Annotated in this window: 30 protein-coding genes and 1 pseudogene; 18 read left to right on the top strand and 13 right to left on the bottom strand. The window is 36.9% G+C overall.

Translation table 11 applies throughout. The annotated features are described in order from the left end of the window. The first annotated feature begins 6 nt into the window (after positions 1 to 6). The 5 genes and pseudogenes from D8M04_RS19140 (at position 7) to D8M04_RS19120 (ending at position 3,092) form a co-directional block, all read left to right on the top strand. Positions 7 to 867, top strand: coding sequence for a ComEC/Rec2 family competence protein (locus D8M04_RS19140; protein WP_121525019.1), 861 nt, complete (start codon positions 7 to 9; stop codon positions 865 to 867). 17 nt (positions 868 to 884) lie between these two features. Beyond that, a pseudogene (locus tag D8M04_RS20515) lies at positions 885 to 1,030 on the top strand (type II toxin-antitoxin system antitoxin). Between the two features lie 134 nt (positions 1,031 to 1,164). Continuing rightward, positions 1,165 to 1,542, top strand: a complete 378-nt coding sequence (locus D8M04_RS19130) for a GntR family transcriptional regulator (RefSeq protein ID WP_121525018.1) — start codon at positions 1,165 to 1,167, stop codon at positions 1,540 to 1,542. Next, positions 1,532 to 2,386: an ABC transporter ATP-binding protein gene (locus tag D8M04_RS19125; protein WP_121525017.1), complete on the top strand. Its 855-nt coding sequence runs from the start codon at positions 1,532 to 1,534 to the stop codon at positions 2,384 to 2,386. Before D8M04_RS19130 ends, D8M04_RS19125 begins: the two co-directional genes overlap by 11 nt. Before the next feature lie 4 nt (positions 2,387 to 2,390). Further along, entirely contained in the window at positions 2,391 to 3,092 is a 702-nt protein-coding gene (locus tag D8M04_RS19120; RefSeq protein WP_121525016.1) for a hypothetical protein, read from the top strand. Between the two features lie 225 nt (positions 3,093 to 3,317). On the opposite strand, the gene D8M04_RS19115 is transcribed toward D8M04_RS19120, so the two are convergent. The 9 genes from D8M04_RS19115 to D8M04_RS19075 all read right to left on the bottom strand — a co-directional run bounded on the left by D8M04_RS19115 (position 3,318) and on the right by D8M04_RS19075 (position 10,431). Next, the gene (locus D8M04_RS19115; protein ID WP_121525015.1) at positions 3,318 to 4,094 is read right to left on the bottom strand and encodes an ABC transporter permease; all 777 of its coding nucleotides are present in this window, start codon (positions 4,092 to 4,094) and stop codon (positions 3,318 to 3,320) included. After that, a complete protein-coding gene (locus D8M04_RS19110; protein ID WP_121525014.1) occupies positions 4,094 to 5,002 on the bottom strand; it encodes an ABC transporter ATP-binding protein in 909 nt (302 codons plus the stop codon). Before D8M04_RS19110 ends, D8M04_RS19115 begins: the two co-directional genes overlap by 1 nt. A 2-nt stretch (positions 5,003 to 5,004) precedes the next feature. After that, positions 5,005 to 5,190: a PLD nuclease N-terminal domain-containing protein gene (locus tag D8M04_RS19105; protein ID WP_121525013.1), complete on the bottom strand. Its 186-nt coding sequence runs from the start codon at positions 5,188 to 5,190 to the stop codon at positions 5,005 to 5,007. A 12-nt stretch (positions 5,191 to 5,202) separates the two neighbouring features. Further along, on the bottom strand, positions 5,203 to 6,303 hold the full coding sequence (locus tag D8M04_RS19100) for a DUF1648 domain-containing protein (protein ID WP_121525012.1): 1,101 nt from the start codon (positions 6,301 to 6,303) through the stop codon (positions 5,203 to 5,205). Further along, the gene (locus D8M04_RS19095) at positions 6,303 to 6,698 is read right to left on the bottom strand and encodes a GntR family transcriptional regulator (RefSeq protein ID WP_121525011.1); all 396 of its coding nucleotides are present in this window, start codon (positions 6,696 to 6,698) and stop codon (positions 6,303 to 6,305) included. Before D8M04_RS19095 ends, D8M04_RS19100 begins: the two co-directional genes overlap by 1 nt. Positions 6,699 to 7,261: 563 nt before the next feature. Next, positions 7,262 to 8,098 (bottom strand): YsnF/AvaK domain-containing protein, encoded by an 837-nt coding sequence (locus tag D8M04_RS19090; RefSeq protein ID WP_121525010.1) that lies wholly within the window; start codon positions 8,096 to 8,098, stop codon positions 7,262 to 7,264. Positions 8,099 to 8,467: 369 nt separating this feature from the next. Beyond that, positions 8,468 to 8,596, bottom strand: a complete 129-nt coding sequence (locus tag D8M04_RS19085; protein WP_121525009.1) for a YfhE family protein — start codon at positions 8,594 to 8,596, stop codon at positions 8,468 to 8,470. A gap of 84 nt (positions 8,597 to 8,680) precedes the next feature. Next, complete coding sequence (locus D8M04_RS19080) at positions 8,681 to 9,238, bottom strand: GNAT family N-acetyltransferase (protein WP_121525008.1); 558 nt, start codon at positions 9,236 to 9,238, stop codon at positions 8,681 to 8,683. Positions 9,239 to 9,537: 299 nt separating this feature from the next. Beyond that, the gene (locus D8M04_RS19075) at positions 9,538 to 10,431 is read right to left on the bottom strand and encodes a TIGR01777 family oxidoreductase (RefSeq protein ID WP_121525007.1); all 894 of its coding nucleotides are present in this window, start codon (positions 10,429 to 10,431) and stop codon (positions 9,538 to 9,540) included. Positions 10,432 to 10,547: 116 nt separating this feature from the next. On the opposite strand from D8M04_RS19075, the gene recX reads away from it, so the two are divergent. Further along, the gene (recX, locus tag D8M04_RS19070; RefSeq protein ID WP_121525006.1) at positions 10,548 to 11,366 is read left to right on the top strand and encodes a recombination regulator RecX; all 819 of its coding nucleotides are present in this window, start codon (positions 10,548 to 10,550) and stop codon (positions 11,364 to 11,366) included. 54 nt (positions 11,367 to 11,420) lie between these two features. Then, the gene (locus tag D8M04_RS19065; RefSeq protein ID WP_121525005.1) at positions 11,421 to 11,753 is read left to right on the top strand and encodes a YfhH family protein; all 333 of its coding nucleotides are present in this window, start codon (positions 11,421 to 11,423) and stop codon (positions 11,751 to 11,753) included. A gap of 61 nt (positions 11,754 to 11,814) precedes the next feature. On the opposite strand, the gene D8M04_RS19060 is transcribed toward D8M04_RS19065, so the two are convergent. Further along, positions 11,815 to 12,798 carry a metal-dependent hydrolase gene (locus tag D8M04_RS19060; RefSeq protein ID WP_121525059.1) on the bottom strand — a complete coding sequence of 328 codons (984 nt, stop codon included), beginning with the start codon at positions 12,796 to 12,798 and terminating at the stop codon, positions 11,815 to 11,817. Between the two features lie 97 nt (positions 12,799 to 12,895). On the opposite strand from D8M04_RS19060, the gene mutY reads away from it, so the two are divergent. Further along, a complete protein-coding gene (gene mutY, locus D8M04_RS19055) occupies positions 12,896 to 13,960 on the top strand; it encodes an A/G-specific adenine glycosylase (RefSeq protein ID WP_121525004.1) in 1,065 nt (354 codons plus the stop codon). Positions 13,961 to 13,981: 21 nt separating this feature from the next. Then, positions 13,982 to 14,257 carry a hypothetical protein gene (locus D8M04_RS19050; RefSeq protein ID WP_121525003.1) on the top strand — a complete coding sequence of 92 codons (276 nt, stop codon included), beginning with the start codon at positions 13,982 to 13,984 and terminating at the stop codon, positions 14,255 to 14,257. 156 nt (positions 14,258 to 14,413) lie between these two features. On the opposite strand, the gene D8M04_RS20235 is transcribed toward D8M04_RS19050, so the two are convergent. After that, positions 14,414 to 14,584 (bottom strand): hypothetical protein, encoded by a 171-nt coding sequence (locus D8M04_RS20235; protein ID WP_187695475.1) that lies wholly within the window; start codon positions 14,582 to 14,584, stop codon positions 14,414 to 14,416. A gap of 161 nt (positions 14,585 to 14,745) precedes the next feature. Between D8M04_RS20235 and D8M04_RS19045 the strand changes: the two genes are divergently transcribed. The 3 genes from D8M04_RS19045 (at position 14,746) to D8M04_RS19035 (ending at position 17,672) form a co-directional block, all read left to right on the top strand. After that, on the top strand, positions 14,746 to 15,075 hold the full coding sequence (locus tag D8M04_RS19045) for a gamma-type small acid-soluble spore protein (protein ID WP_121525002.1): 330 nt from the start codon (positions 14,746 to 14,748) through the stop codon (positions 15,073 to 15,075). 217 nt (positions 15,076 to 15,292) lie between these two features. After that, the gene (gene ntdP, locus D8M04_RS19040; protein WP_121525001.1) at positions 15,293 to 15,820 is read left to right on the top strand and encodes a nucleoside tri-diphosphate phosphatase; all 528 of its coding nucleotides are present in this window, start codon (positions 15,293 to 15,295) and stop codon (positions 15,818 to 15,820) included. 100 nt (positions 15,821 to 15,920) lie between these two features. Next, a complete protein-coding gene (locus D8M04_RS19035) occupies positions 15,921 to 17,672 on the top strand; it encodes an ABC transporter ATP-binding protein (RefSeq protein WP_121525000.1) in 1,752 nt (583 codons plus the stop codon). A gap of 350 nt (positions 17,673 to 18,022) precedes the next feature. On the opposite strand, the gene D8M04_RS19030 is transcribed toward D8M04_RS19035, so the two are convergent. Continuing rightward, the gene (locus D8M04_RS19030; RefSeq protein ID WP_121524999.1) at positions 18,023 to 19,315 is read right to left on the bottom strand and encodes a glutamate-1-semialdehyde 2,1-aminomutase; all 1,293 of its coding nucleotides are present in this window, start codon (positions 19,313 to 19,315) and stop codon (positions 18,023 to 18,025) included. A gap of 159 nt (positions 19,316 to 19,474) precedes the next feature. Between D8M04_RS19030 and D8M04_RS19025 the strand changes: the two genes are divergently transcribed. From D8M04_RS19025 to perR, 5 genes are all read left to right on the top strand, one after another. Beyond that, entirely contained in the window at positions 19,475 to 19,912 is a 438-nt protein-coding gene (locus tag D8M04_RS19025; RefSeq protein WP_121524998.1) for a potassium channel family protein, read from the top strand. A gap of 66 nt (positions 19,913 to 19,978) precedes the next feature. Next, the gene (gene bcp / locus D8M04_RS19020; RefSeq protein WP_121524997.1) at positions 19,979 to 20,449 is read left to right on the top strand and encodes a thioredoxin-dependent thiol peroxidase; all 471 of its coding nucleotides are present in this window, start codon (positions 19,979 to 19,981) and stop codon (positions 20,447 to 20,449) included. Between the two features lie 118 nt (positions 20,450 to 20,567). After that, positions 20,568 to 21,215 carry a sugar transferase gene (locus D8M04_RS19015; protein WP_121524996.1) on the top strand — a complete coding sequence of 216 codons (648 nt, stop codon included), beginning with the start codon at positions 20,568 to 20,570 and terminating at the stop codon, positions 21,213 to 21,215. Between the two features lie 158 nt (positions 21,216 to 21,373). Beyond that, a complete protein-coding gene (locus D8M04_RS19010; protein ID WP_121524995.1) occupies positions 21,374 to 21,934 on the top strand; it encodes a cob(I)yrinic acid a,c-diamide adenosyltransferase in 561 nt (186 codons plus the stop codon). 154 nt (positions 21,935 to 22,088) lie between these two features. Beyond that, positions 22,089 to 22,532: a peroxide-responsive transcriptional repressor PerR gene (gene perR, locus D8M04_RS19005; RefSeq protein ID WP_121524994.1), complete on the top strand. Its 444-nt coding sequence runs from the start codon at positions 22,089 to 22,091 to the stop codon at positions 22,530 to 22,532. Positions 22,533 to 22,600: 68 nt separating this feature from the next. Here the strand turns inward: perR and D8M04_RS19000 are convergent, their stop codons facing one another. Continuing rightward, positions 22,601 to 22,984, bottom strand: a complete 384-nt coding sequence (locus tag D8M04_RS19000; RefSeq protein WP_121524993.1) for a YgzB family protein — start codon at positions 22,982 to 22,984, stop codon at positions 22,601 to 22,603. 281 nt (positions 22,985 to 23,265) lie between these two features. Between D8M04_RS19000 and D8M04_RS18995 the strand changes: the two genes are divergently transcribed. After that, a complete protein-coding gene (locus tag D8M04_RS18995) occupies positions 23,266 to 24,135 on the top strand; it encodes a nucleotidyltransferase-like protein (protein WP_121524992.1) in 870 nt (289 codons plus the stop codon). Positions 24,136 to 24,558 lie beyond the last annotated feature (423 nt).

Here is a 24,558-nt window from a genome sequence, read left to right as displayed (position 1 = left end):
GGTGTTATGATGAAAAAGGTATATTTATCTTTTCTTATCTTCATTATCTTTTTTCCAATAACGGCTCATGCTGAGAAAGAATCAGGAATGAATGTCCATTTCATAGATGTTGGTCAAGGAGATAGTATTCTCATTGAAACTCCATCAGATAAAACGATTCTAATCGATGCTGGCCCTCCTGAAGCGGGAGAGAAGGTAGTGACTTATTTGAAAGAGAAGCACATTAAAGAAATAGATTTACTGATCGCGACACACCCTGACTATGACCATATCGGTGGTCTTCCTAAGGTAATGAGAGAATTTAAAGTGAAACAAATTCTAGATACAGGTAAATTTCATCTAACCAAATCATTTGCTAACTATATGAAGGAAATTCGCAAACAGGATATTCCAACAGCAATAGCAAAAAAAAATCAAACCATCCGCTTAGATACAAAAGTGAAGATCAAAGTGCTAAATGCACATGGGAAAAATAAGAATAATAACCAATCGTCCATCGCATTGAAGATAAGCTATAAAGAGGTAGATTTTATGCTGATGAGTGATGTGGAAATAGAACAGGAAGTGGAGATCATGAATAACAATATCGAAGCAGAAGTCGTTAAAGTAGCACATCATGGTTCAGATACCAGCACATCCTTTCCTTTTCTTAGAACAGTTAAGCCTCAAATTGCCATCCTAACCTATAGTGTGAATAATCACTATGGACATCCAGTGGAAAGGGTTATAGAGAATTTAGATCGGATAGATGCACTAATCTACTCTACTGCATCCTATGGTGATATTGTTATCAATACAGATGGAGAGCATTTAATTGTTTTACCGAAGAGACAGCCTACTGATAATCTAATTGAGAAGAGAGCATAGAGGCAGCAGGGGTTCCTGTGGCGAAAAAGAAGAATTTTCCATTGCGTGGGCAAATGATGAGTTCAGGAGCGTAAATAGTCATATTGAATTTTTACTCCGTGAATCGATTAAGAAGGCTGGACGACTGCCAAAAACACAAAATAAAAATAATAGAGAAGAATAAAGCTGTCTTTCCTATCTAAAGTGCACAGGATGAAATTCCTGTGCACTTTTTTTATTTAAAATATTGACAATCAATCTAATAAGTTATATGGTTAGTTACATAAGTAATTAACCAATCAAGGAAGGAACCTATTCATGAAAAAATCATTAGATGAAAGCAAGCCAATCTTCCTTCAAATCAAAGAACAACTCGAGGATTCGATTATCAATGGTGAGATAAAAGCAGAAGAGCGTGTTCCATCAACGAATGAATTTGCTGCTTTCTATAAAATCAATCCAGCTACAGCTGCAAAAGGGATTAATGAGCTTGTAGAGGAGGAAATTCTATTTAAACGAAGGGGTGTTGGCATGTTTGTAACAGAGGATGCAAGAGAGATATTGGTAGAAAAGCGGAAAAAGTCGTTTTACCAAACCTATGTGCTGCCATTAAAAAGCGAAGCAAATAAACTGCATATTGGTAAGGAAGAGCTTTTAGAAATGGTAAAAAGAGAGGATGTTCCAATTGAAGATTGAAGTAAAGAACCTAACGAAAAGATACAACGATAATCTGGCGTTAGACAACGTTTCTTTTACACTCGATGGACCCAATATATACGGATTGCTCGGCAGGAATGGCGCGGGGAAAACGACTTTTATGGATATACTCTCAGGTCAAATTTTAGCAAGTGGGGGAAGTATTCTAATTGATGGTGAAAATCCCTTTGATAATCGGCGCTTAACGGAATCCATCTGCTTAATTAAAGAAGGACAAAACTTCAAGAAGGATTTATCAATAAAAAATGTACTAAAAATCTTTTCGTACTTTTATCCAAAATGGGATCAGGAATTGGCTGACGAACTAATTAAAGAGTATAAACTCAATCCAAAATCAAAAGTGAAGACACTTTCAAAAGGGATGGAGTCAGCACTTGGAATTACCGTTGGATTGGCAAGCAAAGCACCAATTACGATTTTTGATGAACCTTATATTGGTCTGGATGCACCATCACGGAAAAAGTTCTATGAGATTTTATTAGAGGAATACCAGTCAGAAAAACGGACGATTATTTTCTCTACACATTTAATTGACGAAGTTAGCTTGTTATTCGAAGAGGTCTTGATTCTGCAAGAAGGTAAGGTGGTTCTCCACGAACAATCAGATATCTTAAGAGATCACGCCATGGCGGTTTCTGGCTCATTGGAAAAAGTGCAAGCATTTATTGCAGATAAAGAAGTGATTAAAACAAAGCAGCTTGCAGGAATGATGACGGCCTATGTTTACGGTAAACCAGAAGAAGCGAAAATGCATGGTTTAGATGTAGAAGGTGTACCAATTCAGGAATTAATGATTTATCTAACAGAAAAGGAGGGGGCGTAAGGGTATGGGTAGACAAATAAAAGGATTGCTTTATTATTATTGGGCTGACCAACGTCATAATTTAATGATCTTTTGGTCGATCTTATTAAGTATATTAGTTGTTTCTGTTTTCCTTTCGGATCTTTTACTAAGTGAAGAAGTTGGTTCGGTTTATTTTGGTTTTCCGTTTGCTACATATTTTTATGCAGGTATATTTGGATTTTTGTCTGTAAAGGAAAAGATTCTATATTCACTAAAGATTGGAGCGACGAGAAAAAACATCTTTATAAGCCTAGGAATCTTCTTTTTCCTTTTGTCATTAACGAAAGCAGTTTTTTCTAGCATGGTTCAACAGATTACCATCATATATATGGAAGCAGTGAATCATACCACTTTTAACTTCTTACATTTTGCAGCCTTATTGGAGGACACTTTTATCAATCGCATTGTGCTAGATACTGCCATCATGTTTCTTCTCATGACGATATCATTGATTATTGGATTATCATTCAATCGATTCGGATTATTGGGAGCAGGTAGTTTTATTGGAGTAATTGCCATCGTTCTATTACTAGGCACTGCACAAGGCTGGTTGATCGATTGGATAGTAGATACCTTATCAGGTATTGATATGACATTCTTTTATCAAATGATTGTCGTTAGTGCTATTCTCTATATAGGGACATTCTTATTTATTAGAAGAATAACTACAGTAAAATTAAAATAAAAAGAAGCGACTGGGACATAACTAATGTTTTAATCCAAAAAACGAACGAAGCACCAAGTTAGTGGAGGAAATATACGTAGACTCCTGCGGGAAAAGCAACAAGCGAAGACCCCGCAGGAAGTGCTCTTCTTCCGAGGAGGCTGAGACGTTGCCCGCGGAAAGCGAAGTATATTTCCGGAAAACACCTTCTACTACCATTAGCATCCATTCCCCAGCCTCTTTTAGCTAGTTTGCAAGCTCTTTACGTTTAAACATAATGACAGACAACACAAGTAAAATAATGGTCATCCCAGCCGTTGTTAATCCTGTTGCAATTAAGTCTTTCGAAACCGTTTCTTCTACCATCATTTGCGATAGATAAGCAGATATCTGGTTTGGGCTCCAATCTAGAACATGGCCAAACACTTGTGTAATGACACTCATTAAGATAATTGTTGCAATCGACGCAAATGCAACGAGTCCTGGTGAATTAAAAATTGTATTGTAAAAGATAGAGATCGTTACAACAAAAGCTAACCATAGACTATAAAAAAGCAAAGTATAAAAGAATGCAGACATTGGCAGCTCACCAAATAGAATCGTAGTGTAATAGAAGCCACCAGCTAGACCAAGGAGAAATGCAATAAACACAAGGATAAAAAGGGCAAGCCATTTTGCTGTAATATAGTTAGTATAGGAAACTGGCTTTACTAGAATAAGTTCAGCAACCCCGCTTTTTCTTTCGCCTGCAATGGTTCCCATAGACAGAAGAACAATAAGCAGGACACCTAGGCTGCTAAACTGAGCTAAACTCAACATGAGTACATCACCGGGTGGAAGCTCTGGCATATCAAGTACCGTCCCCTCTGGAAGTCCGCCAACTGCATCCAATATTTCTGGCATATAATAAGTAGATAAAGGCTCCATAATAGCGAGTAGAATAAAAACAAGCGGAACCCAGATAAACTTTCGGTTTCTCCAATTTTCAATCAATTCTTTTTTTAATAGTGTCATCCATTGCATTACTCAGCCACCACCTTCATAAACATTTCCTCCAATGAGGCACGGTTAATCGCAAAGCTTGTTAGAGGCCAGTGATTCTTAATTGCCATCTGTAAGATTTCTAGTCTTGCTTTTTCCAGGTTATCAGCAGAAACGATGATTTTTTCCCTTTCGATATAAGCGCTTCGAACACTTGGTAAAGCATGAAGTTCTTCTTTATACTTCTCCAGGTCAGAATGGAAAGTGAGTGTAATCCCCGCAGTTTGATATTTCTCGCGCAAATCTGCCATTCTGCCAGATTCAATAATTTCCCCATTACGAAGCAGAAGCAGTTCGTCACTAACTTCCTCCGCATCACCGAGAATATGGGTGGAAAATAGAATCGTCATTTCCTTCTTCAATTCTTCCATTAAGGTTAGCACTTCACGCCTTCCAATTGGATCAAGCGAAGAAACGGGCTCATCGAGCATGAGCAGTTTAGGTCGGTGAATAATCGCCTGGGCAATGCCTAGCCGCTGCTTCATTCCTCCAGAGTACTTGCCGATGTTCAATTTCTTTGCATCAGCAATCCCGACACGCTCTAATAATTCATCAGCTCGTTCGTATGCCTCATGTTTCGTCATGTTTGCAAGTTGACCACTATAAATGAGAAATTCTAAACCAGTCATCCAATCATGAAAGACAGGGTACTGCGGTAAATAGCCAATCAAGGACCGAATATCCTCATTCGGTTTATAGCCTTTAAAGGAAATAGTGCCTGAAGTTGGCTTTAATAATCCCGCGAGTGTTCGCAGTACCGTTGTTTTTCCAGCACCATTGGGACCGAGTAGAGCGATACAGCGATTTTCTTCGAAGGAAAAGCTAATAGCTTTGACAGCTTTCTTGCTTTGATATTCCTTTGTAAGATCAGTTACAGATAAAAGAGTCATCCTTACCGCTTCCTTCCAAATAAAAAGTAAAGAACAGGTCCAACCATACTAATGAAAATAATGATAAAAAGCCACATCCATTTTGACCCGCGATAATCCTCTGCCTTTGCCCAATCCAGTAAGGCAAAAATAAGCAGTAAGCCTTGTATAACAAAGAGCGGTGCAATCATTGCCCAGTTAATATCCATGTAGCATTCCTCCTAGGTTAGTAAAAATGGGATACCAAATGCCAAACCGATAACAGCTAATAAAATGATCCATGCCAAGGGTCTGGCAAGATTCACGGTCCAGCCTATACCGAAGCGTTTTTCTAAGAAAAGTGCTGGATCGTTTTTATTAAAATAAAATTGCCCTAGTTTCCAGTATTTATCATCATCACGAGCGGTTATATTTGTACTTTCATGTGAATGATTCTTTAATCTGCTGCCGCCTTGCCCTGTAGTAACGGATAGAATAATGGCTCCTCCAATAATAATTACTACAATGATAAGTGGAAGTCTTGTGATTAAGCTGGAGCTAATAGGATAAATCAAAGAAAGCTGTATCAATGTAAATGTTAAAGTCAATCCGAAACAGGTAATCAGCAAAAAGCCTGAGGATCTTCTTCTAAAGATAATATTTTTCTGTATCGATTCTTTTGGGTTATTCGGATTTATTTGCTGTTTAGCCTTTGCAATGCTGATATTAACTAGTACGAATATGAGAGATAGATAGACCATCATTACTGGATGGAGAATGACAGAACGATGCGACTTCTCTGCCCAGTTCGTAACTTCCCCCTCAAAGTTGTATTGCATTGGAATTTGTTCAGGGATATCTTGGTAAGCTTGAAAAGTAATAAAAATAAGAAAAGCAGCAATGAATATTGGGAGTATGAACCATATGTTAGAGTAAATCAGCTTTTGATTTCTGAAACGAACATCTACAAATACCTGCTGAGATTTGCTCATATTCCAGTTTTCTTTTGCTTTTAATGCCTTCATGTTTTGATGGAATTTAAGATAAACGGCGAAGCTAATCCCGAGATATGCTGCTGTAGCAATTGCAAAAAGGATGCTTAATGTTTGCTCATCATTGGTGAAGCTAATGCCGATAAAAATAAAAACAATGGTGATAAGGATACTGAAAAAACTCATGGTAAAGGCATATTGCTTTCTCATCTTTCTAAGCTTGTCATCGAAGTAAATTTCCTCAGGAATGGTAATGCCGAAACTTTCCGTTTTTCTAGTCCAATACGGAATAAAGATGGTCATGATAAAAATAGGAAGGAATACGACAACTAAAAACAGGAGAATATTCATCAAAGTTCACCTTCTTCTTGATTAAATTCTGCAAAGATATTGCTGCAACATTTTATAAATTCATCTTCATCGATCTGCCTGCAAACAGCATCAGCTATGAAAGGCCTAAGCTTCTTAAACAAATCATCCTTATAGGCTTCATCTGCCTCTGGTACCCCATCTGGCTGAATGACAACCCCTTTCTGTCTATGGATAAGAATATAGCCTTCTTGCTTTAATTGCTGGTAGGCCTTATTAACGGTATGGAGATTGATTCCAATATCGGATGCCATGGAACGAACAGAAGGAAGCGGGTCTCCAGGCCTGAGCTGTTTCTTTGCAATACCTTCAATAATTTGATGCTTTAGTTGAACATAAATCGGCTCATCGGTTTCTAAATCTAATTGAACAATCATATATTTTATCCTCACATCCTTTTTTCATTTGTTCTAACTGTTATATTAAGTATATAACAGTTAGAACAAAGGGTCAATACTTTATCCATGATAAAAAAAACATTTGCATTGTATCCGATATCTAAGTATGATAGGAAAGTGTCTTCTTTTTGAAGGTATTTACCCACAGCGATAAAACTAGAATTAATCAGTTATCCACTGGTTTATCCACATTATGCACAATTTGTTGACAAAAACATTATCGTTCCCTTGTGGATAAATAAAGCGAGGTAAGATAAGGATCCTGAAAAAATATCCACAATTATTAAATGTTTGTGGATAACATTAGTGGATAAAGTGGAGAGATATTTGAAAAAGCCTCATTCACTGGCAATATAATAGATTTTCTGCCTTCGATGTCATACTTCCTTGCTAAAACAATTACTGCTAAAATCATGGAATGAAATAAAAGAAAAATCCGAACTATTATTCAAATTTTTAGTTTGAATTAGTTCGGATCTTTTGGAGTAGCTAATCATTTGCTTTTAGAGATGATTGTTTCTGTTTATTGTTCAACTTGTATTTTAAAACAACTTATCTGAATCATTATTTAATGAACCTCGATTCTGCTTGTCCCTTTCTAGCATATCTTCACTTTTAATATCTACTTCTTCTTTTTTAACAGTATCAGCTACATGTTTGGTATCATAGGTTTTAGATTTATCAATAACGATCTCTTCTTTGACGACTGGTTTTTTCCTTACTTCCACTTCTTCTTCCACAATAGGAATACGGATAGATTCATTATCTTCAATAGGTTCGGTAGAGTCGTCGTAGTCTAAGACAGGTCTGCGCTTAACATGAACCTCATCTTTCTCTAGAGGAATTTCAATATTTTGCTTTTCTTCAACTACATTTTTATCAACTTGTACTTCGCCTGTTTGAACTTTGTTTTTATTAATTAGAAGCTCTTCTTCACGTCTTTTTATTTTTTCTCTGTCAACTACATCAGGTTCTGTATCTGTCAGAGTAGCTGCTACTTCATCGAACGGAGTCTCTAATGCAGGATTTCTATCTGATAGCAGCAAAATTCCTCCAGCTGCAAGATCTTCTCTGTATACTGCAGCATCTTCTTCTGTTAAACCTAAATTAATCAGTTGATCAGTTGGGTTAACGGAATTAGTATCCTCTTCATCGGTGAAAAGTCGTTTAATACTTTCCCAGAATGATTCATCTTCTTTTGATGATGCTGTACCGTTTTCTACATTTATATTTGTTTGTCTTTCTAATGCTTCTGTATTTCCTCTTCTATTTGTAACGATAGTAAGATCTTGTGCTTCAAAACCATCTCTTTCAAGTCTATTCACTGCTAGAATAGCCTCTTCTTCTGAGTTGTAAGAACCAATAACTTGTTTTACCATATCAAATACCTCCTATCGTTTTGTGCTTTTTGTATTCCCGTATTCTATTATATAAAACATTAAAACTAAGTTTAGCGAGGTTAGCTTTTAAAAAAGGCTTCGGCTACATTTACATCATGGCTCGGGGATGTTACTAATTTTCAATCCCATCGGGAGTTTGTTCTGTTTGAGAAGAATATGGGGTGCGAAACAGAGGATTTTACATGGTCTTTAGAAGATTATAGTGAGAGGACTGTTCAGATTGCCTGTAAGGGAAAAGGGAATGAGGGAATATAGCAACTACGCCAAATAATAAAATATATTAAAAAAACGGTTCCTGTTCATCAAAAATAGATAAACGGAACCGTTTTTTTTAGCTGTGTTGGCTAGTTATTGTCCTCTTCCTCTTTGTGATAATTGTTGATAGATACGATCTGCTTGTTTAAATTCTTTTTGATAGAGAACTTCTTGCGTTTTATTGAGCACCTTATTTCGTTGGTTAGGACTATATTTAGCCATGGTCATCCCTCACTTTTTTATATCTTAGCTTACCCTCTGTAAGCAGAAATATTCATGAGTAGAGGGATTAAGAATAATCAGTTTTTAAGAAACTTCTTCACCAGTTGCTTCATCTGCATTTCCAGTAAATTGCTGATATGCAGCATACTGCTCTTTGGTAATCACAAACAAATCATAAACATCTTCTTTTGCATTGATCCTTTGATATACTTCTGGATAGGTTTCATTTGCAAAAGCAGCGTAAGGCAATTTGAATACCGCCTTAAGTGAACGGGTATTTGTCTTTCTTACCTTCATAAATATACCTTCAATGTCATGAGAATAAAATAATTCATCAAAAAATTGTTCTTTAGCAGTTTTGTTGTAGCCTTTGCCAAAGAAAGGCTGGCCAATCCAAGTTGCTAGAAATCCGTAGTTATCCTCTATATCAAATAAATTTATTGTACCTATTGGATGCTGATACTCATCAAGGATGGTGCGGGAAATTAATTTTCTTTCCTCTTCTTCCTCGATAGTTTTCTTTGTTAAGAAATAGAATTCATCTGTTGTATAAGCTTTGTGTCTGACATAAGGGAATACATCTGGGTGTGACATCAGTTCAAATAATACTGGTACCTCGTGTAGCTCGCGAATTTTTAGCATAAAAAATACCCTCCTTAATCCAGGCGGGTACAAGACTAGACTCCATAAGGATACTAGTGAATGTCCCACCCACGAATTTTTATTTAAAATTTCAACAAAAATTCGGGGTGGGAATCGAACCCACTAGAACCAGTATTAACTGGTGGCGCACCATTTGCCTTCCCTATGTAGTTATGATGTATGCGTATAATCTATATAACGTTCATCTCACTTATCATTTGATACTTACATTTTACAATGATTTATTCAAAATGCAAATCTTTTTTTTGTTAAATTTCTATGGAATTTTTAACAATAAATTAATCTCTATTAAATATTTGTTCTAGCGCTATCTTGAGCTCTGGATAAGAAAATTGGAATTGGTGATCCAGTGCTTTTTGCGGGATTACATATTGGCCCTTTGTAATTAATTGTCCCGTTTCACCTGTAACAGTCTGAATGACAAAGGAAGGTGTCGTAAGCCAATAGGGACGCTTTAATGCAGCTGCCAATGTTTTCATAAACTCTTTATTCCGTTTTGGTTTCGGGGCCGTGAAATTAACGGCACCGCTAATATCCTCATGGAATAGACAGAAATACATTAAACGAACCACATCGTCTATATGAATCCATGATAACCACTGCTCCCCAGAACCTATCTTGCCACCGGCAAATAGTTTAATAGGCAGGCTCATTAAAGGCAGTGAGCCCCCATGTCCTAATATAATCCCAAATCTAGAATAGACTGTGCGAATTCCTAATTCTTCAGCTTGTTTTGCTGCTGCTTCCCATTTCACGACAACATCTGCTAGAAAATCGCTTCCAGCTTCTTTTGTAGCTTCTGTGAAAATAAGTTCATTGGAATTTCCATAGAACCCCACAGCAGACCCATTAATGAATACTTTCGGTTTTTCCTTTAATCTTTTAATTGTATCGATTACTTTGTTAGTTATAGATATTCTACTACTCAGGATGGCTTCTTTCTTTTTCTCAGTCCAGTACCCAAAGAGCGATTCACCAGCTAGATTGATGACACCATAAATTAATGGGAGCTCTTCCATTGGAAAGTTGAAATCAATATAGGTTGTTTTCTCTGTGTTTTCGTATTTGTCTGGAGTTCTCGTTATGATGAAGGTATGATGTCCATTGTCATGCAAAGCTTCCGTCACTTTCTTACCTACAAATCCTGTACCGCCAGTTAGTAAGAAATTCATTAGCTTCCTCCTTATTTTCTCCAATTATAATTATAGTTTAACCGATAACGCTTTCTATTAGTTAGTGCGAAGACTTGGGCTTTTATGTTAGGATAATAGAAATAGGGGTGAAGACAATGAAGAAAATATCCCGAATTACCACACAACAAAAACGAAAAGATCGATATAATATTTATTTAACAGATGGCCAGAAAGAAGATTATGCTTTTAGTGTAGATGAAGCTATTCTGATAGAGTTCCAATTGCGTAAAGGGCTTGAACTTGATAAGGAGACCATTGAAGAACTGCTTGAACAAGACAACCTGCAGAAATCCTATTTATTAGCTATTAATTATCTAAGTTACCGAATGCGAACCGTTAAGGAAATGAAGGATTACTTAATGAAGAAGGAAATAGAGCCTAATCATATTTCCGTAATTATGGAGCGTTTGCTAAATAGAAAATTACTAGATGATAGGCTGTTTTCTGAGATGTTTGTTCAAACCAGAATCAATACATCTATTAAAGGCCCGCAATTAATTAAGAAGGAACTAATGGAAAAGGGCGTTTCCGAATCTATTGCAGCAAATGCAATCACCCTATATCCATATGAAATACAGATAGAAAAGGTGCATAAATGGGTTGAAAAAAAGCTGAAGCCTAGTAAAAAAGAAGCTTTTAAAAATCAACTCCAAAAGCTTCAGGTTACATTGATGCAAAAAGGATTTACCCAACCGGTTATCCAAGACGCTTTGGCAGAAGTAGATGACAAGAAGGATGAAACAGCAGAATGGGAAGCTGTGGTTTACCAAGGGGACAAGTTAAACAGAAGATATCAGGCTAAGCATGAGGGCTATATGCTGCAAAACAAAATAAAAGAAGGCTTATATAGAAAAGGATTTTCTATGGATCTAATAAACCGGTATTTGGAGGAGTATGTGAATACCGGCTTATAGTCTGCTGTAATTCATTTCTGTTTACATGTAAAATAGGACATAGGGGGAGATTAGATGAACTATAGATATAGTGATTATTCAGTTGAAGAATTATATAGAGAAATAGGGAGATTGAAGGAAAAGGCCCAAAAAGCGGAGCAATTAGGAAATATATCAGAGGTTCAAATTAACGAAAGAAAAATGCAAGTTGCAATGGCTTATACCATGAATCCGGAAGATTTTTCAGCAGATGAAATCTATCAATTAAAAATGGAGCCGGGGTTTACGTTTAAAATAAATTATATTAATGGTGTGTTTGCTTGGGGACATAGAATTAATATCTTAAATGAAATGTATGAAAAAGAAGAAGCATTACCGATTTCTTTATTAGGAAAAAAGGTAAAATAGTATTTGGTAACAGTAGAGGTGCGAACTTCGGTTAAATTCGCACCTCTACTATGTTACATTTTTATAGGATATCCTCAACAACTAATTTACGCTGCAGCTTATGTTCAGAGAAAATCCAGCCTGTGTAGGAACTAATAATCTCCAGGTCAGGATTCAGTTTCACCACAGCAACAAAGGGATAATATTCTTTGGAACGATAACGTAAATCGGTAAAGCGAACTTCGGTAAAATGCTCATATTCACTTATCTCCCAACGGTAAACAGGAGAAAAGTTTAAAAAGGACTGGATATTTTTATCTGTTAAAGCTTTATTCATAACATCCATATCTGGTAATGGCACTTTCCTAAACTCATCCACGATTTCGATATGTCCATTCTCCACTATTCCTACAAAGAACTTATCCTCTGTCGTAATTGCAACCCGCCAATTGTTGTGTTTAAGGGTGGGGGAAGTAGCAATTGCCACAGTGCTGGGAATATTTTCCTTAATCTTTTTCACAATTTCTCTTTTATCCATAAATCTTTTAATGTAATATAGTACAATTACAGAATAAATCACAAACCATGAATAGACAGGGTCTGCACCTAACATCCATGCCAGAATAGCTCCTACATTCAGCATGAAAATATATGGGTCAAAAGTATTAATGACACCTAGGGCAATCCATTTATTGGTAAACGGGCGAAATGCTTGGGTCCCGTATGCATTAAATAGGTCTACAAATACGTGTATACACACGGCTAAGAATGTCCAAAGCCATAGGTGCAAGTAATTTACTTCCGGAACAAATAGAAAAATAATCCCGGAAACGAGGAGACCCCAAAGAATAACAGCTGGTATGGAATGGGATGCACCTCTGTGATGCCTAATGTAAGTAGCATTATTTTTCAGTTTAAAGACAGTATCAAAGTCGGGTGCATGTGAGCCAACAACCGTTCCAACTAACACGGCATGAAAAAGTGTTGGATCATTTTGTACGACAGGGTCAATTGTTGCTAAACCGCCTAGCGCGACCCCCATTACAATATGCGTTCCAGTATCCATATTCGACTCCTTCCTAACTGTATAAGTATAGGATGTAATGTTATCTTTCCCTAGAAAAATTAATTTATTTTTATTGTAACATAAAGGAAGTGCAACTTTGGTAAAGCAAGTATTAAAATCATTTAACATTTTACAATTCCAAGAAGATTTACTGCAATGGTATTATGCGAATAAACGGGATTTGCCATGGAGAAAGAGCCAGGACCCTTATAGAGTGTGGGTTTCAGAGATTATGCTTCAGCAAACGAAGGTAGATACAGTTATCCCGTATTACTACCGATTTATGGAAAAATTCCCTACTGTTTATGACCTTGCAGAAGCAGATGAACAAGATGTATTAAAAGCTTGGGAGGGATTAGGGTATTATTCACGTGCCAGAAACCTTCAATCCGCAGTAAGAGAAGTAGTTGCAACATACGATGGTAAAGTTCCTGATACACCGGAAGAGTTAGGAGAATTAAAAGGTGTTGGACCTTATACAAAGGGAGCTATACTATCTATTGCGTATAACCAGCCTGAGCCTGCCGTAGATGGGAACGTCATGCGCGTTTTTTCCCGAGTGCTTAAAATAGAAGATGATATAGCTCAAGCCAAGACACGGAAGCTAATGGAAGAATATGTACGAGAAGTTATCTCAAAAGAGGACCCTTCTTCCTTCAATCAGGCAATTATGGATCTTGGTGCAACGATTTGTACACCAAAATCCCCAGGATGTATGCTTTGCCCAATAGCTGAGCATTGTAAAGCATACGAAGAGGGAATTCAAGAACAGTTGCCAGTAAAAAAGAAAGCGAAGAAGCAAAAGCTAATGGAATATGTTGTACTGCTTATTAAGAATGACAAAGAAGAATACCTAATCGAAAAGAGACCTAGTAATGGATTACTAGCAGATCTGTGGCAATTCCCAATGATTCCAATCGCTAAAGTTAACCAGATTACTGATTTTGTATTCCAGAACTATGGAGTTCATCTGGAGTTAATGGTGTCTAAAGGGAAGTTAACCCACGTTTTCTCTCATATTAAATGGGACTTAGAAATTCGTGCTGCCGAAGCGAAGATGGGTACAGTTACAAAGGAATCAGCACGGTTTGTAAAAAAATATGAATTAAAGGATTATCCATTCCCTGTCTCTCACCAGAAGATGATGAAGTATATTGATTAGTTTGTATTCGAGGGCGATGAATTGGGTCTCAAAGGCGAAGAAATGGAATTCAAGGGTGATGAATTGGGTCTCAAAGGCGAAGAAATGGAATTCAAGGGCGATGAATTGGGTCTCAAAGGCGAAGAAATGGAATTCAAGGGCGATGAATTGGGTCTCAAAGGCGAAGAAATGGAATTCAAGGGCGATGAATTGGGTCTCAAAGGCGAAGAAATGGAATTCGATGGCGATAAATTGGATCTCGAAGGTGAAGAAATGGAATTCGATGGCGATAAATTGGATCTCGAAGGTGAAGATTAGGAATTCAAGGGTGATGTATCCAATTTAAAAGATGATATTTTCGAAGCCTGAGAAGAAGAGACAGTCACTCCTAAGGTGCTTTTCACCTTCTAAGGAAACCTTTCCGGAAGCCTGGTGAAAATGTAATGTCGATTCTCTAAGGTTGAGAATCGACATTTACTCGTTTCGCTGATGCAATTCCTCATTAATTTCATGTAAAATAGATAATCCTTCTGCGTTAATATATGGGAGAACTTGGGATAAAGCTTGCTGATAATATTGTAATTCATCTTCTTTCCACTGGGTTTTGCTCATCATGGACAACTCACTGAAGTCTCTTGGATTCATTTATTTTCCTCCTGTAGAGGGAATCTTTTCAACTATAATTTGTGTGATTTCCGCCATCTATAACCTAACAACTTTTACCATAACTGACATATTAATCTTTCTGAATTTCTCGGATAACAATTTTAATACTGGATAGATTAATACGTGCGGAGGTGATATTGATGGCTAATCCAAAAAACACTACTTCAGGTACTAACGTTCAGCAGGTGAGACAGCAAAACCAACAAGCTGCTCAAGGTTCTGGACAATTTGGTACTGAATTTGCTTCTGAGACAAATGTTCAAGAAGTAAGAAGACAAAACCAGCAGTCTCAGCAAGGAACTAGTCAATTTGGTACAGAGTTTGCTTCTGAGACAAATGCTCAAGAAGTAAGAAGACAAAATCAACAATCTGCACAAGGAACTAGTCAGTTTGGAACTGAGTTTGCTTCTGAAACAAATGTTCAAGAAGTGAGAAGACAGAACCAACAATCTGAAGCTAATAAAAAGTAAATTATTATTCCGAATTTACTTTTAAGGGTTTCCTAATCAGGAAACCCTTTTATATGTTTAAGTGAATATAAATAAGGGTTTGTAATCATTTCTCTATCTTTACTCATCCTTTCTTTCTCCCCCGGAAACCTTTTGCAAGCAGTTTCACTTTAATTTTTCCATTATTATCTATATAATAAGTGAAAGGTGACTCGGAATAATAAGAGAGGTAGATAGAATGGTTGCTCCAAGAGCAGGATCTAAAATACAAATACATAGCTATAAGCATAATGGGCAACTACATCGTGTTTGGGAAAACAGCCTCGTTTTAAAGGGTACGGAAACGATTATTATTGGTGCGAATGATAAAACACCGGTTACGGAAAGTGATGGAAGGACCTGGATTACGAGAGAGCCAGCAATATGTTACTTCCATGCAACGTATTGGTTCAATATTATCGGGATGCTCAGGACGGATGGTATTTACTATTATTGTAATATTAGTTCGCCTTTTGTTTATGATGATGAGGCGCTTAAATATATCGATTATGATCTGGACTTAAAGGTATACCCAGATATGACATATGATATCTTAGATAAGGATGAATATCTTGTCCACAAGAAGGCAATGAATTATCCTGTCGTTTTAGACAGAATTCTACATAATAATATAGACTATTTAATTCGATGGGTTCGCCAACGTAAGGGGCCTTTTGCTCCAGACTTTGTCGATAATTGGTATGAACGTTATTTAACGTATCGTTAACTAAGAAAAATAGGAGGCTGTTCAAACAAGTCAAAGGTAGATAATGTTTATTTGGCTTTGTGACGGTCTCCTTTGCAATTACGAATAAAGGAAGATATAAATGAGCAGTGTAAAACAGTACATGGAGTTCGTTAAACCATATAAATGGCGGATTTTTTGGACAATTATTGTAGGGATTATTAAATTTGGAATCCCCTTATTAATGCCGCTTATTTTAAAGTATGTCATTGATAATATAATTGCTTCAGAAACAATGTCGAGTTCGGATAAGCTGAATGAACTTTTCTGGATTATGGGAATTGCTTTTGTTGTGTTTCTTGTTTTAAGACCGCCTATTGAATATATACGGCAATATCTTGCGCAATGGGTCGGTAATAAAGTTCTTTATGATATCCGAGAGAAACTATTTGATCATCTTCAAAAGCTAAGTTTGAAATATTATTCCCAGACAAAAACCGGGGAGATTATTTCCCGGGTAATACATGATGTCGAACAAACGAAGAATTTTGTCATAACTGGTCTAATGAACGTGTGGTTAGATATCATTACGATTCTAATAGCAATTATTATCATGTTTTTCCTGGATGTGAAAATGACAATCGTATCCATTATATTATTTCCCCTGTTTGGTTTTGCGGTTAAATATTTTTATTCCAGACTACGCAAATTGACTAGAGAACGATCGCAAGCTTTAGCAGAGGTGCAAGGACATCTTCACGAACGTGTACAAGGAATTCCGGTAACAAGAAGCTTTGCATTAGAAGATTATGAGCAAGGAGAATTTAATAAAAGAAACCATAATTTTATCAATAAAGCAATGAAGCATGTTGACTGGAATGCAAAAACCTTTGCAGTGACCAATACAATTACAGATTTGGCTCCACTGTTAGTAGTAGCTTTTGGTGGTTATCAAGTAATAATAGGAGCGATGAGTTTAGGTACATTGGTGGCGTTTGTTGGCTTTATGAATCAAGTTTACAGTCCATTAAGGAGATTAATTAACTCGTCGACTACACTTGTTCAAGCAATTGCTTCGATTGATCGTGTTATGGAATTTATGAATGAAAAATATGACATAGTAGATAAAGACGGGGCAAAGGAATTAGGCAGAGTCGAAGGAGAGGTCGACATAGAGCGTGTCTCCTTCCGCTATGACAATAAAGAGAATCTTGTACTAAATGATATCACGCTGCATGTCAAGAAGGGTGAGACAATCGCCTTTGTTGGTATGAGTGGTGGTGGTAAATCAACCATTATCAGTTTAATTCCTCGTTTCTATGATGTAACCAATGGAACGATTAAAGTAGATGGCCATGACGTACGAGATGTAAAAGCCAGATCTTTAAGAGACAATATTGGGATGGTGCTTCAGGATAACATCCTATTCAGTGAATCCATTGCAATGAATATCAGAATGGGAAATCCAGATGCAACAGATGAAGAGGTCGTAGAAGCAGCAAAAGCAGCAAACGCTCATGATTTTATTGAGAAACTTCCAAATGGATATGATACTTTAGTGGGGGAAAGAGGGGTTAAGCTTTCTGGTGGGCAGAAGCAAAGAATTGCTATTGCCCGGGTATTCCTAAAGAACCCACCAATACTGATCTTTGATGAAGCAACATCCGCGCTAGACCTTGAGAGTGAGCATCTCATTCAGGAAACAATGGAAAAGTTAGCCTCGGATAGAACCACCTTTATTGTTGCGCATCGACTTGCAACCATTACCCATGCTGACCGTATTGTAGTGATTGAAGATGGGGAAATTGTTGAAATTGGTTCTCATGATGAGCTAATGAAAAAACAAGGAAGCTATTATGATTTGTATCAAGTACAGAATTTGGATAATGAATAAGAACAAAAGCGCAAGTGCCCGTTTAGCAACGTACAAACTGGAGCACTCCGCAATGAAATAAAGGAAATATGCCCCTTTAGGGGTATGCCGACGTTGGCAAAAGCCGTTTTTAGTCGGCACTTCCTTTAACTTGATTAATGAAGTTCAACTATGTTGAACGTTATCGTAGTGGAGGAGTGTGAAGTTTGGGACTGCGCAATGCTCGTCCCACCAAAAGATCTGCTAGTTGCTGGGCACTGGAGCTGGACGTGGACTTTCTTTTATTAATAAAAGTCCTCGGATCATATTTTTTAATTTCCCTGTGTAATATAAAAACTCCTTCACATTGTATGTGGAGGAGTTTTCTACTTTTACTTAGACATTTTCTCAAAAGCCCGACCAACTGCTTCAATGGTTTCATCAATATCTGATTCTGTATGTTCTGTTGTTAAAAACCAAGCTTCATATTTAGAAGGTGCAAGGTTAATCCCTTCATTCAGCATAAGTTTAAAAAATGTAGCGTACGCTTCACTATCACTTGCTTGCGCTTCTTCGTAATTTGTTACTTTATCTACTCCGAAATAAACGGTTAATGCTCCACGCAGGCGATTGACAGTAATGTGCATGTTGAATTCTTTTGCCTTTTCAAGAATCCCTTTTTCTAAGCGTGCACCAAGCTCATCTAATTTTTCGTATACTCCCTCAGCGCTTAACACTTCTAGACAAGCGATGCCAGCAGACATGGATGCTGGATTTCCAGACATCGTACCAGCTTGATATGCCGGTCCGAGTGGCGCCACTTGTTCCATGATTTCTTTTCGGCCGCCATAAGCACCTATTGGTAAACCACCACCAATAATTTTGCCTAAAGCTGTCATATCTGGCTCCACGCCGTATAACTGCTGTGCACTTCCGTATGTAAAGCGGAATGCTGTAATTACCTCATCATAAATAACGATTGCCCCAGCTTGGTGAGTTAAATCATTAATTGCTTGCAGGAAGCCTTCTTTTGGTTCCACGATTCCGAAGTTTCCAACGACCGGCTCTACCAATACAGCAGCAACATCGTCGCCCCATTTATCCAGTGCCTCTTTGTATGCATCTATATCATTAAAAGGAACTGTTATGACATCTTCTGCAGTTGTCACTGGTACACCAGCAGAATCAGGAGTTCCTAGTGTGGAAGGGCCAGACCCAGCTTCAACAAGAACAGCGTCGAAGTGCCCATGGTAGCAGCCTGCAAATTTAATAATCTTGGTCCGACCAGTATAAGCGCGAGCTACACGAATTGTAGTCATGACAGCTTCCGTACCAGAGTTATTGAAGCGTACTTTTTCTAAGGAAGGAATTGCTTCCTGTAGCATTTTAGCAAATGTATTTTCTAAACGAGTTGGTGTTCCGAATAAAACACCGTTTGTAGCAGCCTTGTTAATCGCTTTTGCAATATGTGGATGGCCAAATCCAGTAATAATTGGGCCATACGCTGCAAGGTAATCAATATACTTATTACCATCTACATCCCAAAAGTAGGCGCCTTCTCCTTTTTCCATATAAACTGGTGCACCGCCTCCAACTGCTTTATAGGAACGAGATGGTGAATTCACTCCGCCAACAATAAGCTCTAAAGCCTCTTTATGTAATTCTTCTGATTTTGAAAAATTCATTTTTTTATTCCTCCTCATGTAAAACCAACCCTTATCTACTATACCAAAAATTACTAGATAACACGAAAGGTACGAACATCCCTGCATAATTTAGAAAAAGGGAAAAATAAATAAAAATCCGCATATATTAGAAGGAGACAAGCCTTAGGAGAGTATAAAATGACTTTTATTCCTTGGTTAGTATTTATTGTAATTTGCATTGTCCTTTTAATTAGTATTACGGAGTTTATTCGAGGGAAAAGGGTATATGTCAAATTTGAATTAAGAGACAGCAAGTTTTCTAGAGAGCTATTTCTTGCCTTGATTCTTATTTATTTAATTGTCATTATTGGTTTTGGCCTCGTTTATTTTATTCTTTCACTTCAAGGAATCGTCCTTGTAGAAAATGGAGAACTAAGACAGGTTAGTGTAATTGGTTCAATGATTCATTCTCTGTATTTTAGTGGGGTCACTTTATTAACCATTGGATATGGGGACATTACCCCACTGGGAATTGGCAGGTTTATTGCCCTATTGCAAGCACTTATAGGTTATGTTCTGCCTACTGCATTTGTAATGAAGCTATTTGAATCTAGAGAGAGAAGTAGAGATAAATGAAACCTTCTAATCGATATGCTATAGTGGATGATATAAGGATTATAGGAATTATAGGAGGGGAACGAATTGGCAGTAGAAGTTGGAAGTGTAGTAGAAGACTTTACGTTACCAAACCAAAACGGTGAAGAGGTTCGTTTATCAGATTTTAGAGGCAAGCATGTCGTGCTGTATTTTTATCCAAAAGATATGACACCTGGCTGTACGACTGAAGCATGTGACTTCCGTGATAATCATGAAAGCTTTGGAGAGCTGGACGCTGTAATCATAGGGATTAGTCCTGATCCAGTCGAACAGCATCAGAAGTTTATCGATAAGCATGACCTACCTTTCTTATTATTAGCAGATGAGGACCATAAGGTAGCGGATGACTTTGATGTATGGAAATTAAAGAAGAATTTTGGTAAAGAATATTATGGAATTGAGCGCTCTACCTTTATCATAGATAAAGAAGGTGTTCTACAGAAGGAATACCGTAAAGTGAACGTTAAAGGACATGTAGAAGAAGCATTACAATTCATACGAGAGAATTTAAAATAAGAAGGTGAGAAGGAACTAGCGATAGTTTCCTTCTCTTTTTTTGGTATATGCTCTCTTTTTCTTGAATAGGATGTAGTACAAGTCTATTACATCTATTAACAAAAAGAGGTGTTTGGCCATGGAGAAAATAGAAGTGCGTGAACCGCTAACCCCATCTCGGTTGTATTTAACAGTGAAAAGATTGATGGATGTCGTTGTCAGTTTTCTTCTTTTATGTATACTGTCTCCACTTATATGCATCATATCTTATCGGATTGCAAAGAAAGAAGGAAGACCAATTCTATCTCGCGAGGCTTTAGCCGGGAAAGATAATCAATCCTTCATTCGTTATAGCTTCAGGGTAATGACAAATCCTTCAAGAGTTATCCGGTTTTTACCACAGCAACCTTATCTGGACAGTTGGAGAGAAGGTGTTCCGAATCGTTTTGATTTTCAAAATGATGATCACTGTACGGTAACCTCTACAGGACTTTGGTTAATAAAGTATAACCTTCATAAACTTCCACGACTCTATAGTGTGCTTAAGGGAGACATGAGTCTGATCGGACCAAAACCAGAGTATATGGAGATTGCAAATACCTACAATCAAAAACAAAAGGAAAGCTTACAATTGAGACCTGGATTAATTGGTTATACTAGAGTATTTTTTGGTAATGAATTGACATATTCTGAGAGAGCACCACATGACCTCTATTACATTCAGCACTGCTCGTTTGCATTAGATATTAAAATAATCTCCAAATTTATTTTTTGCCGGTTGAAGTAGGGCTAAGTTAGCTGAGGTTGCACTCATTTGGTCATTCGTGAAACTGGAAAGCTCAAATGATACGAGACAATTTCTCTAACGCTTGGCGAATACCAAGTTTTCTAATAGAATGGTTAGTAACTACGATTGGGAAGAATAATATAAATAGGGGGATTTCTATGGCGAGAATTTATACGCGTTCAGGTGATAAGGGGCTTACTTCTTTAGTTTATGGCGACCGTGTTCCGAAGAATGATCTAAGAGTGGAAGCCTACGGAACTTGTGATGAGGCAAATTCATTCATTGGGTTAGCCGTAAGTTTTCTGGAAGAAGAAAAATGGAACGAGAAAGAAGCATTTTTAGATATCATGCATCACGTTCAAACAATTATGTTTCATGTAGGGGCAGAGATTTCTACCCCTAAAGGAAAGAAAGTGAATTGGCAATTAAAGCAGGAGCATATAGACGAGTTGGAGACACAAATGGATGAGTGGGATCAGGCCCTTGAGCCATTAAAGAATTTTATTCTGCCATCCGGAAATAAAGCTTCGAGTGCTTTGCACACAGCTCGGACGATTGTGAGAAGAGCAGAGCGTCATGTGGTAGCATTAGGTGAAGATCTGGAGAATCCTTTTGTCCAGAGGTACTTAAATCGTTTATCCGACTTCCTCTTTGTTGCTGCAAGATATGTTAACAAGGTATTAGGGGGAGAAGAAAGAACATTAAAAGTAGATGTGTAAATAACAAATCATTAGAATAGTTACATCATTAATACTATTGCTAATGTACTTATGTTGACTACTTTCCGTTTACAGGGTAAACTAATTGTAAAGATTATAAATAAATAATGTTATTAGATACGATATATTTTTATGGAAAGTGAGGTGGATGGCTGTGTCTGAAAAACGTTTAAACCAAGCGATAGAGACTTTGAAGGAGTCAGGCGTCCGTATCACCCCACAACGTCATGCGGTACTGGAATATTTGTTAAATTCAATGGTACATCCAACAGCAGATGAAATTTATAAAGCACTAGAAGGGAAATTCCCTAATATGAGTGTTGCTACTGTGTATAACAATTTAAAAGTGTTGCGTGAAGTTGGACTTGTTCGTGAACTAACGTATGGAGATTCCTCAAGCAGATTTGATTGTAATACATCGGATCATTATCATACGATTTGCAATAACTGCGGGAAAATCGTGGATTTCCATTATCCTCCATTGAATGAAGTAGAAGCACTGGCGGAGCAAGTAACAGGTTTTGATGTTAGTCATCACCGATTAGAGGTATACGGTACTTGTCCAGATTGTCAAAAAGTAGGAACCAAAAAGCATTAATCTCGGACTGCTTAATATGAAAAAATCCAAATGGCTATTCTGCGCATTTGGATTTTTTGTGTTTCTAGTTACTTATGCTCTTCTTGTTCTTTCATATACCGACGTGAGTTGTACTTCTCATCGAATTCTAGTCCTTCTAAGTTCTTGTCCATCGTTAATGGCTGTTTACAATGCATGCAAGCATCCACACGTCCCAGCATTTTGGTTGGCTTTTCACAGTTTGGACAGATAACAGACACCGTTTTTAACGATAAAGTTCCTATCCATAAATAAACAACACAACTAAAGACTACTGCAAGAACCCCTAGGATAAAGAAGATTAACATTAACCATTCGACATTCTTAAGTAAGATTCCAACATACATAAGTAGTATTCCTGCGAATACAAGAATCAATGCGAATGAGCGTATTTTATTAATTTTACTTGAGTAGACTAACTTTTCCTCAGCCATAATGTTCCCCCTTGTACATAAATTTAGTATAGCATATTTTCCCGCTCGTTAGAAAAATATAAATCTTTTCATTTGCATGCCTTTAAAGTGGGATGAATGCTATAAAATTAGGAAGAAAGATAAAAAATATGCTTTATAAAAGAAGGAATTTCTTTATATTTAACGAAATATATAAGGAAAAGCTTATTTTGTCGAATTTTGGGGACAAATAAGTAGCCAGAGAGAAAGAACACTGATATGTTAATTTTATTTAGTGAATGAGAATGAGTGGGGGAAATAGAATGGAGAATTTCCTAAGGCCTATCTATCAAGAAAGAGCGAGCGATCTGAACACATTAGGAATATTAACAGTTGAAAAAACCAAACCGAATAGTCCTGAAACAGATAATTTTGATATCGTCTTACTAATTATTGTTAGGGAAGCAGAACAAGCCTGGTATGTGAAACATTACGAAAGTGAGAACGAAACTGCAGCATTGCACGTTATAATGGAGGAAAAGCTAATCAATTGGATTGATACAAGTGGGTATCGCAGAGCTGTGGAATGGATTATCAATGGAAAAGTGGTTTTTGACCGGAATGAGTACATAACCCATTTAAAAGAGAAACTAAGAGAGTTTCCGGAGGATAATCGAAGTTTACGTAAGGCAATGGAATTTGGCAAACTGGTCAAAAACTTTAATGAAGCAAAAGCGCTATTTGATTCTGAAGAATATAAAGATGCCAACAGCAAGGTTTTATATTCGCTTCATTATTTAGCCCGGTTAGCTGTAATCGAAAAAGGCTTCTATCCCGAAGTGACTGTTTGGAATCAAGTAAAACAAATTGATTTAGAAGTTTATAAGTTATATGAGGAGTTTATTGAAAGCAAGGAAGACCTTAAGAAGAAGATCGAATTAATGGTGATTGCCCTTGATTTTGTCATTAAGAGCAGAGCTGAATTATCTGTAGAGCATTTACTGGACATTATGAAGGAAAGAGAAGAGCCATGGGCTTATGCAGAGCTGATTAACATGCCGGAGATAAAAAATTACAAGTTAGACTTATCAGCGATGATCTCCTATTTGGAAGAAAAAGGAGTTATTTCTGCTATATTAGAAGAAACGAAAGGTAAGGGTGTTTACCAACGGAAATATAAAATTAGTGGATAATCGTCACGTTTTAAGTCGGTTATCATACAATAAATTTGTAATTAAAATTAGCTGCTAAGATTAAATTAGTTAGCTTTTTTCTATACTTAAATATATTTACCTTACACAAGAATCGAGTTAATTAGATCATTGGGTTATTATTTTTAAAAAATACGTTGACTTTCATATGGGCCCATGATAAAGTAATCCATGTCGCAAAAAAGACAGCAACCAAGTTAACAACATTTATTTTTAAAAATATTGGTTGACATGAAATTGCGAAGTGTGTTATATTAATAAAGTCGCTGTTGCGAAACAGCCAAAAACAAATTTGCTCTTTGAAAACTGAACAAAACAACCAGTATGTTAGGACAAAAAGAAAACTCGTTTTTTCTTTTAAATAGAAGGTAACACTTCTAAAAGCTAAGACATAGAATTGATTGG

It is taken from the genome of Oceanobacillus piezotolerans, from assembly GCF_003665065.1.
In the GTDB taxonomy this organism is placed as follows: Bacteria; Bacillota; Bacilli; order Bacillales; family Amphibacillaceae; genus Oceanobacillus; species Oceanobacillus piezotolerans.
The sequence above is the reverse complement of the archived record's forward strand: the minus strand, read 5'-3'. Positions and strand labels throughout refer to the sequence as shown.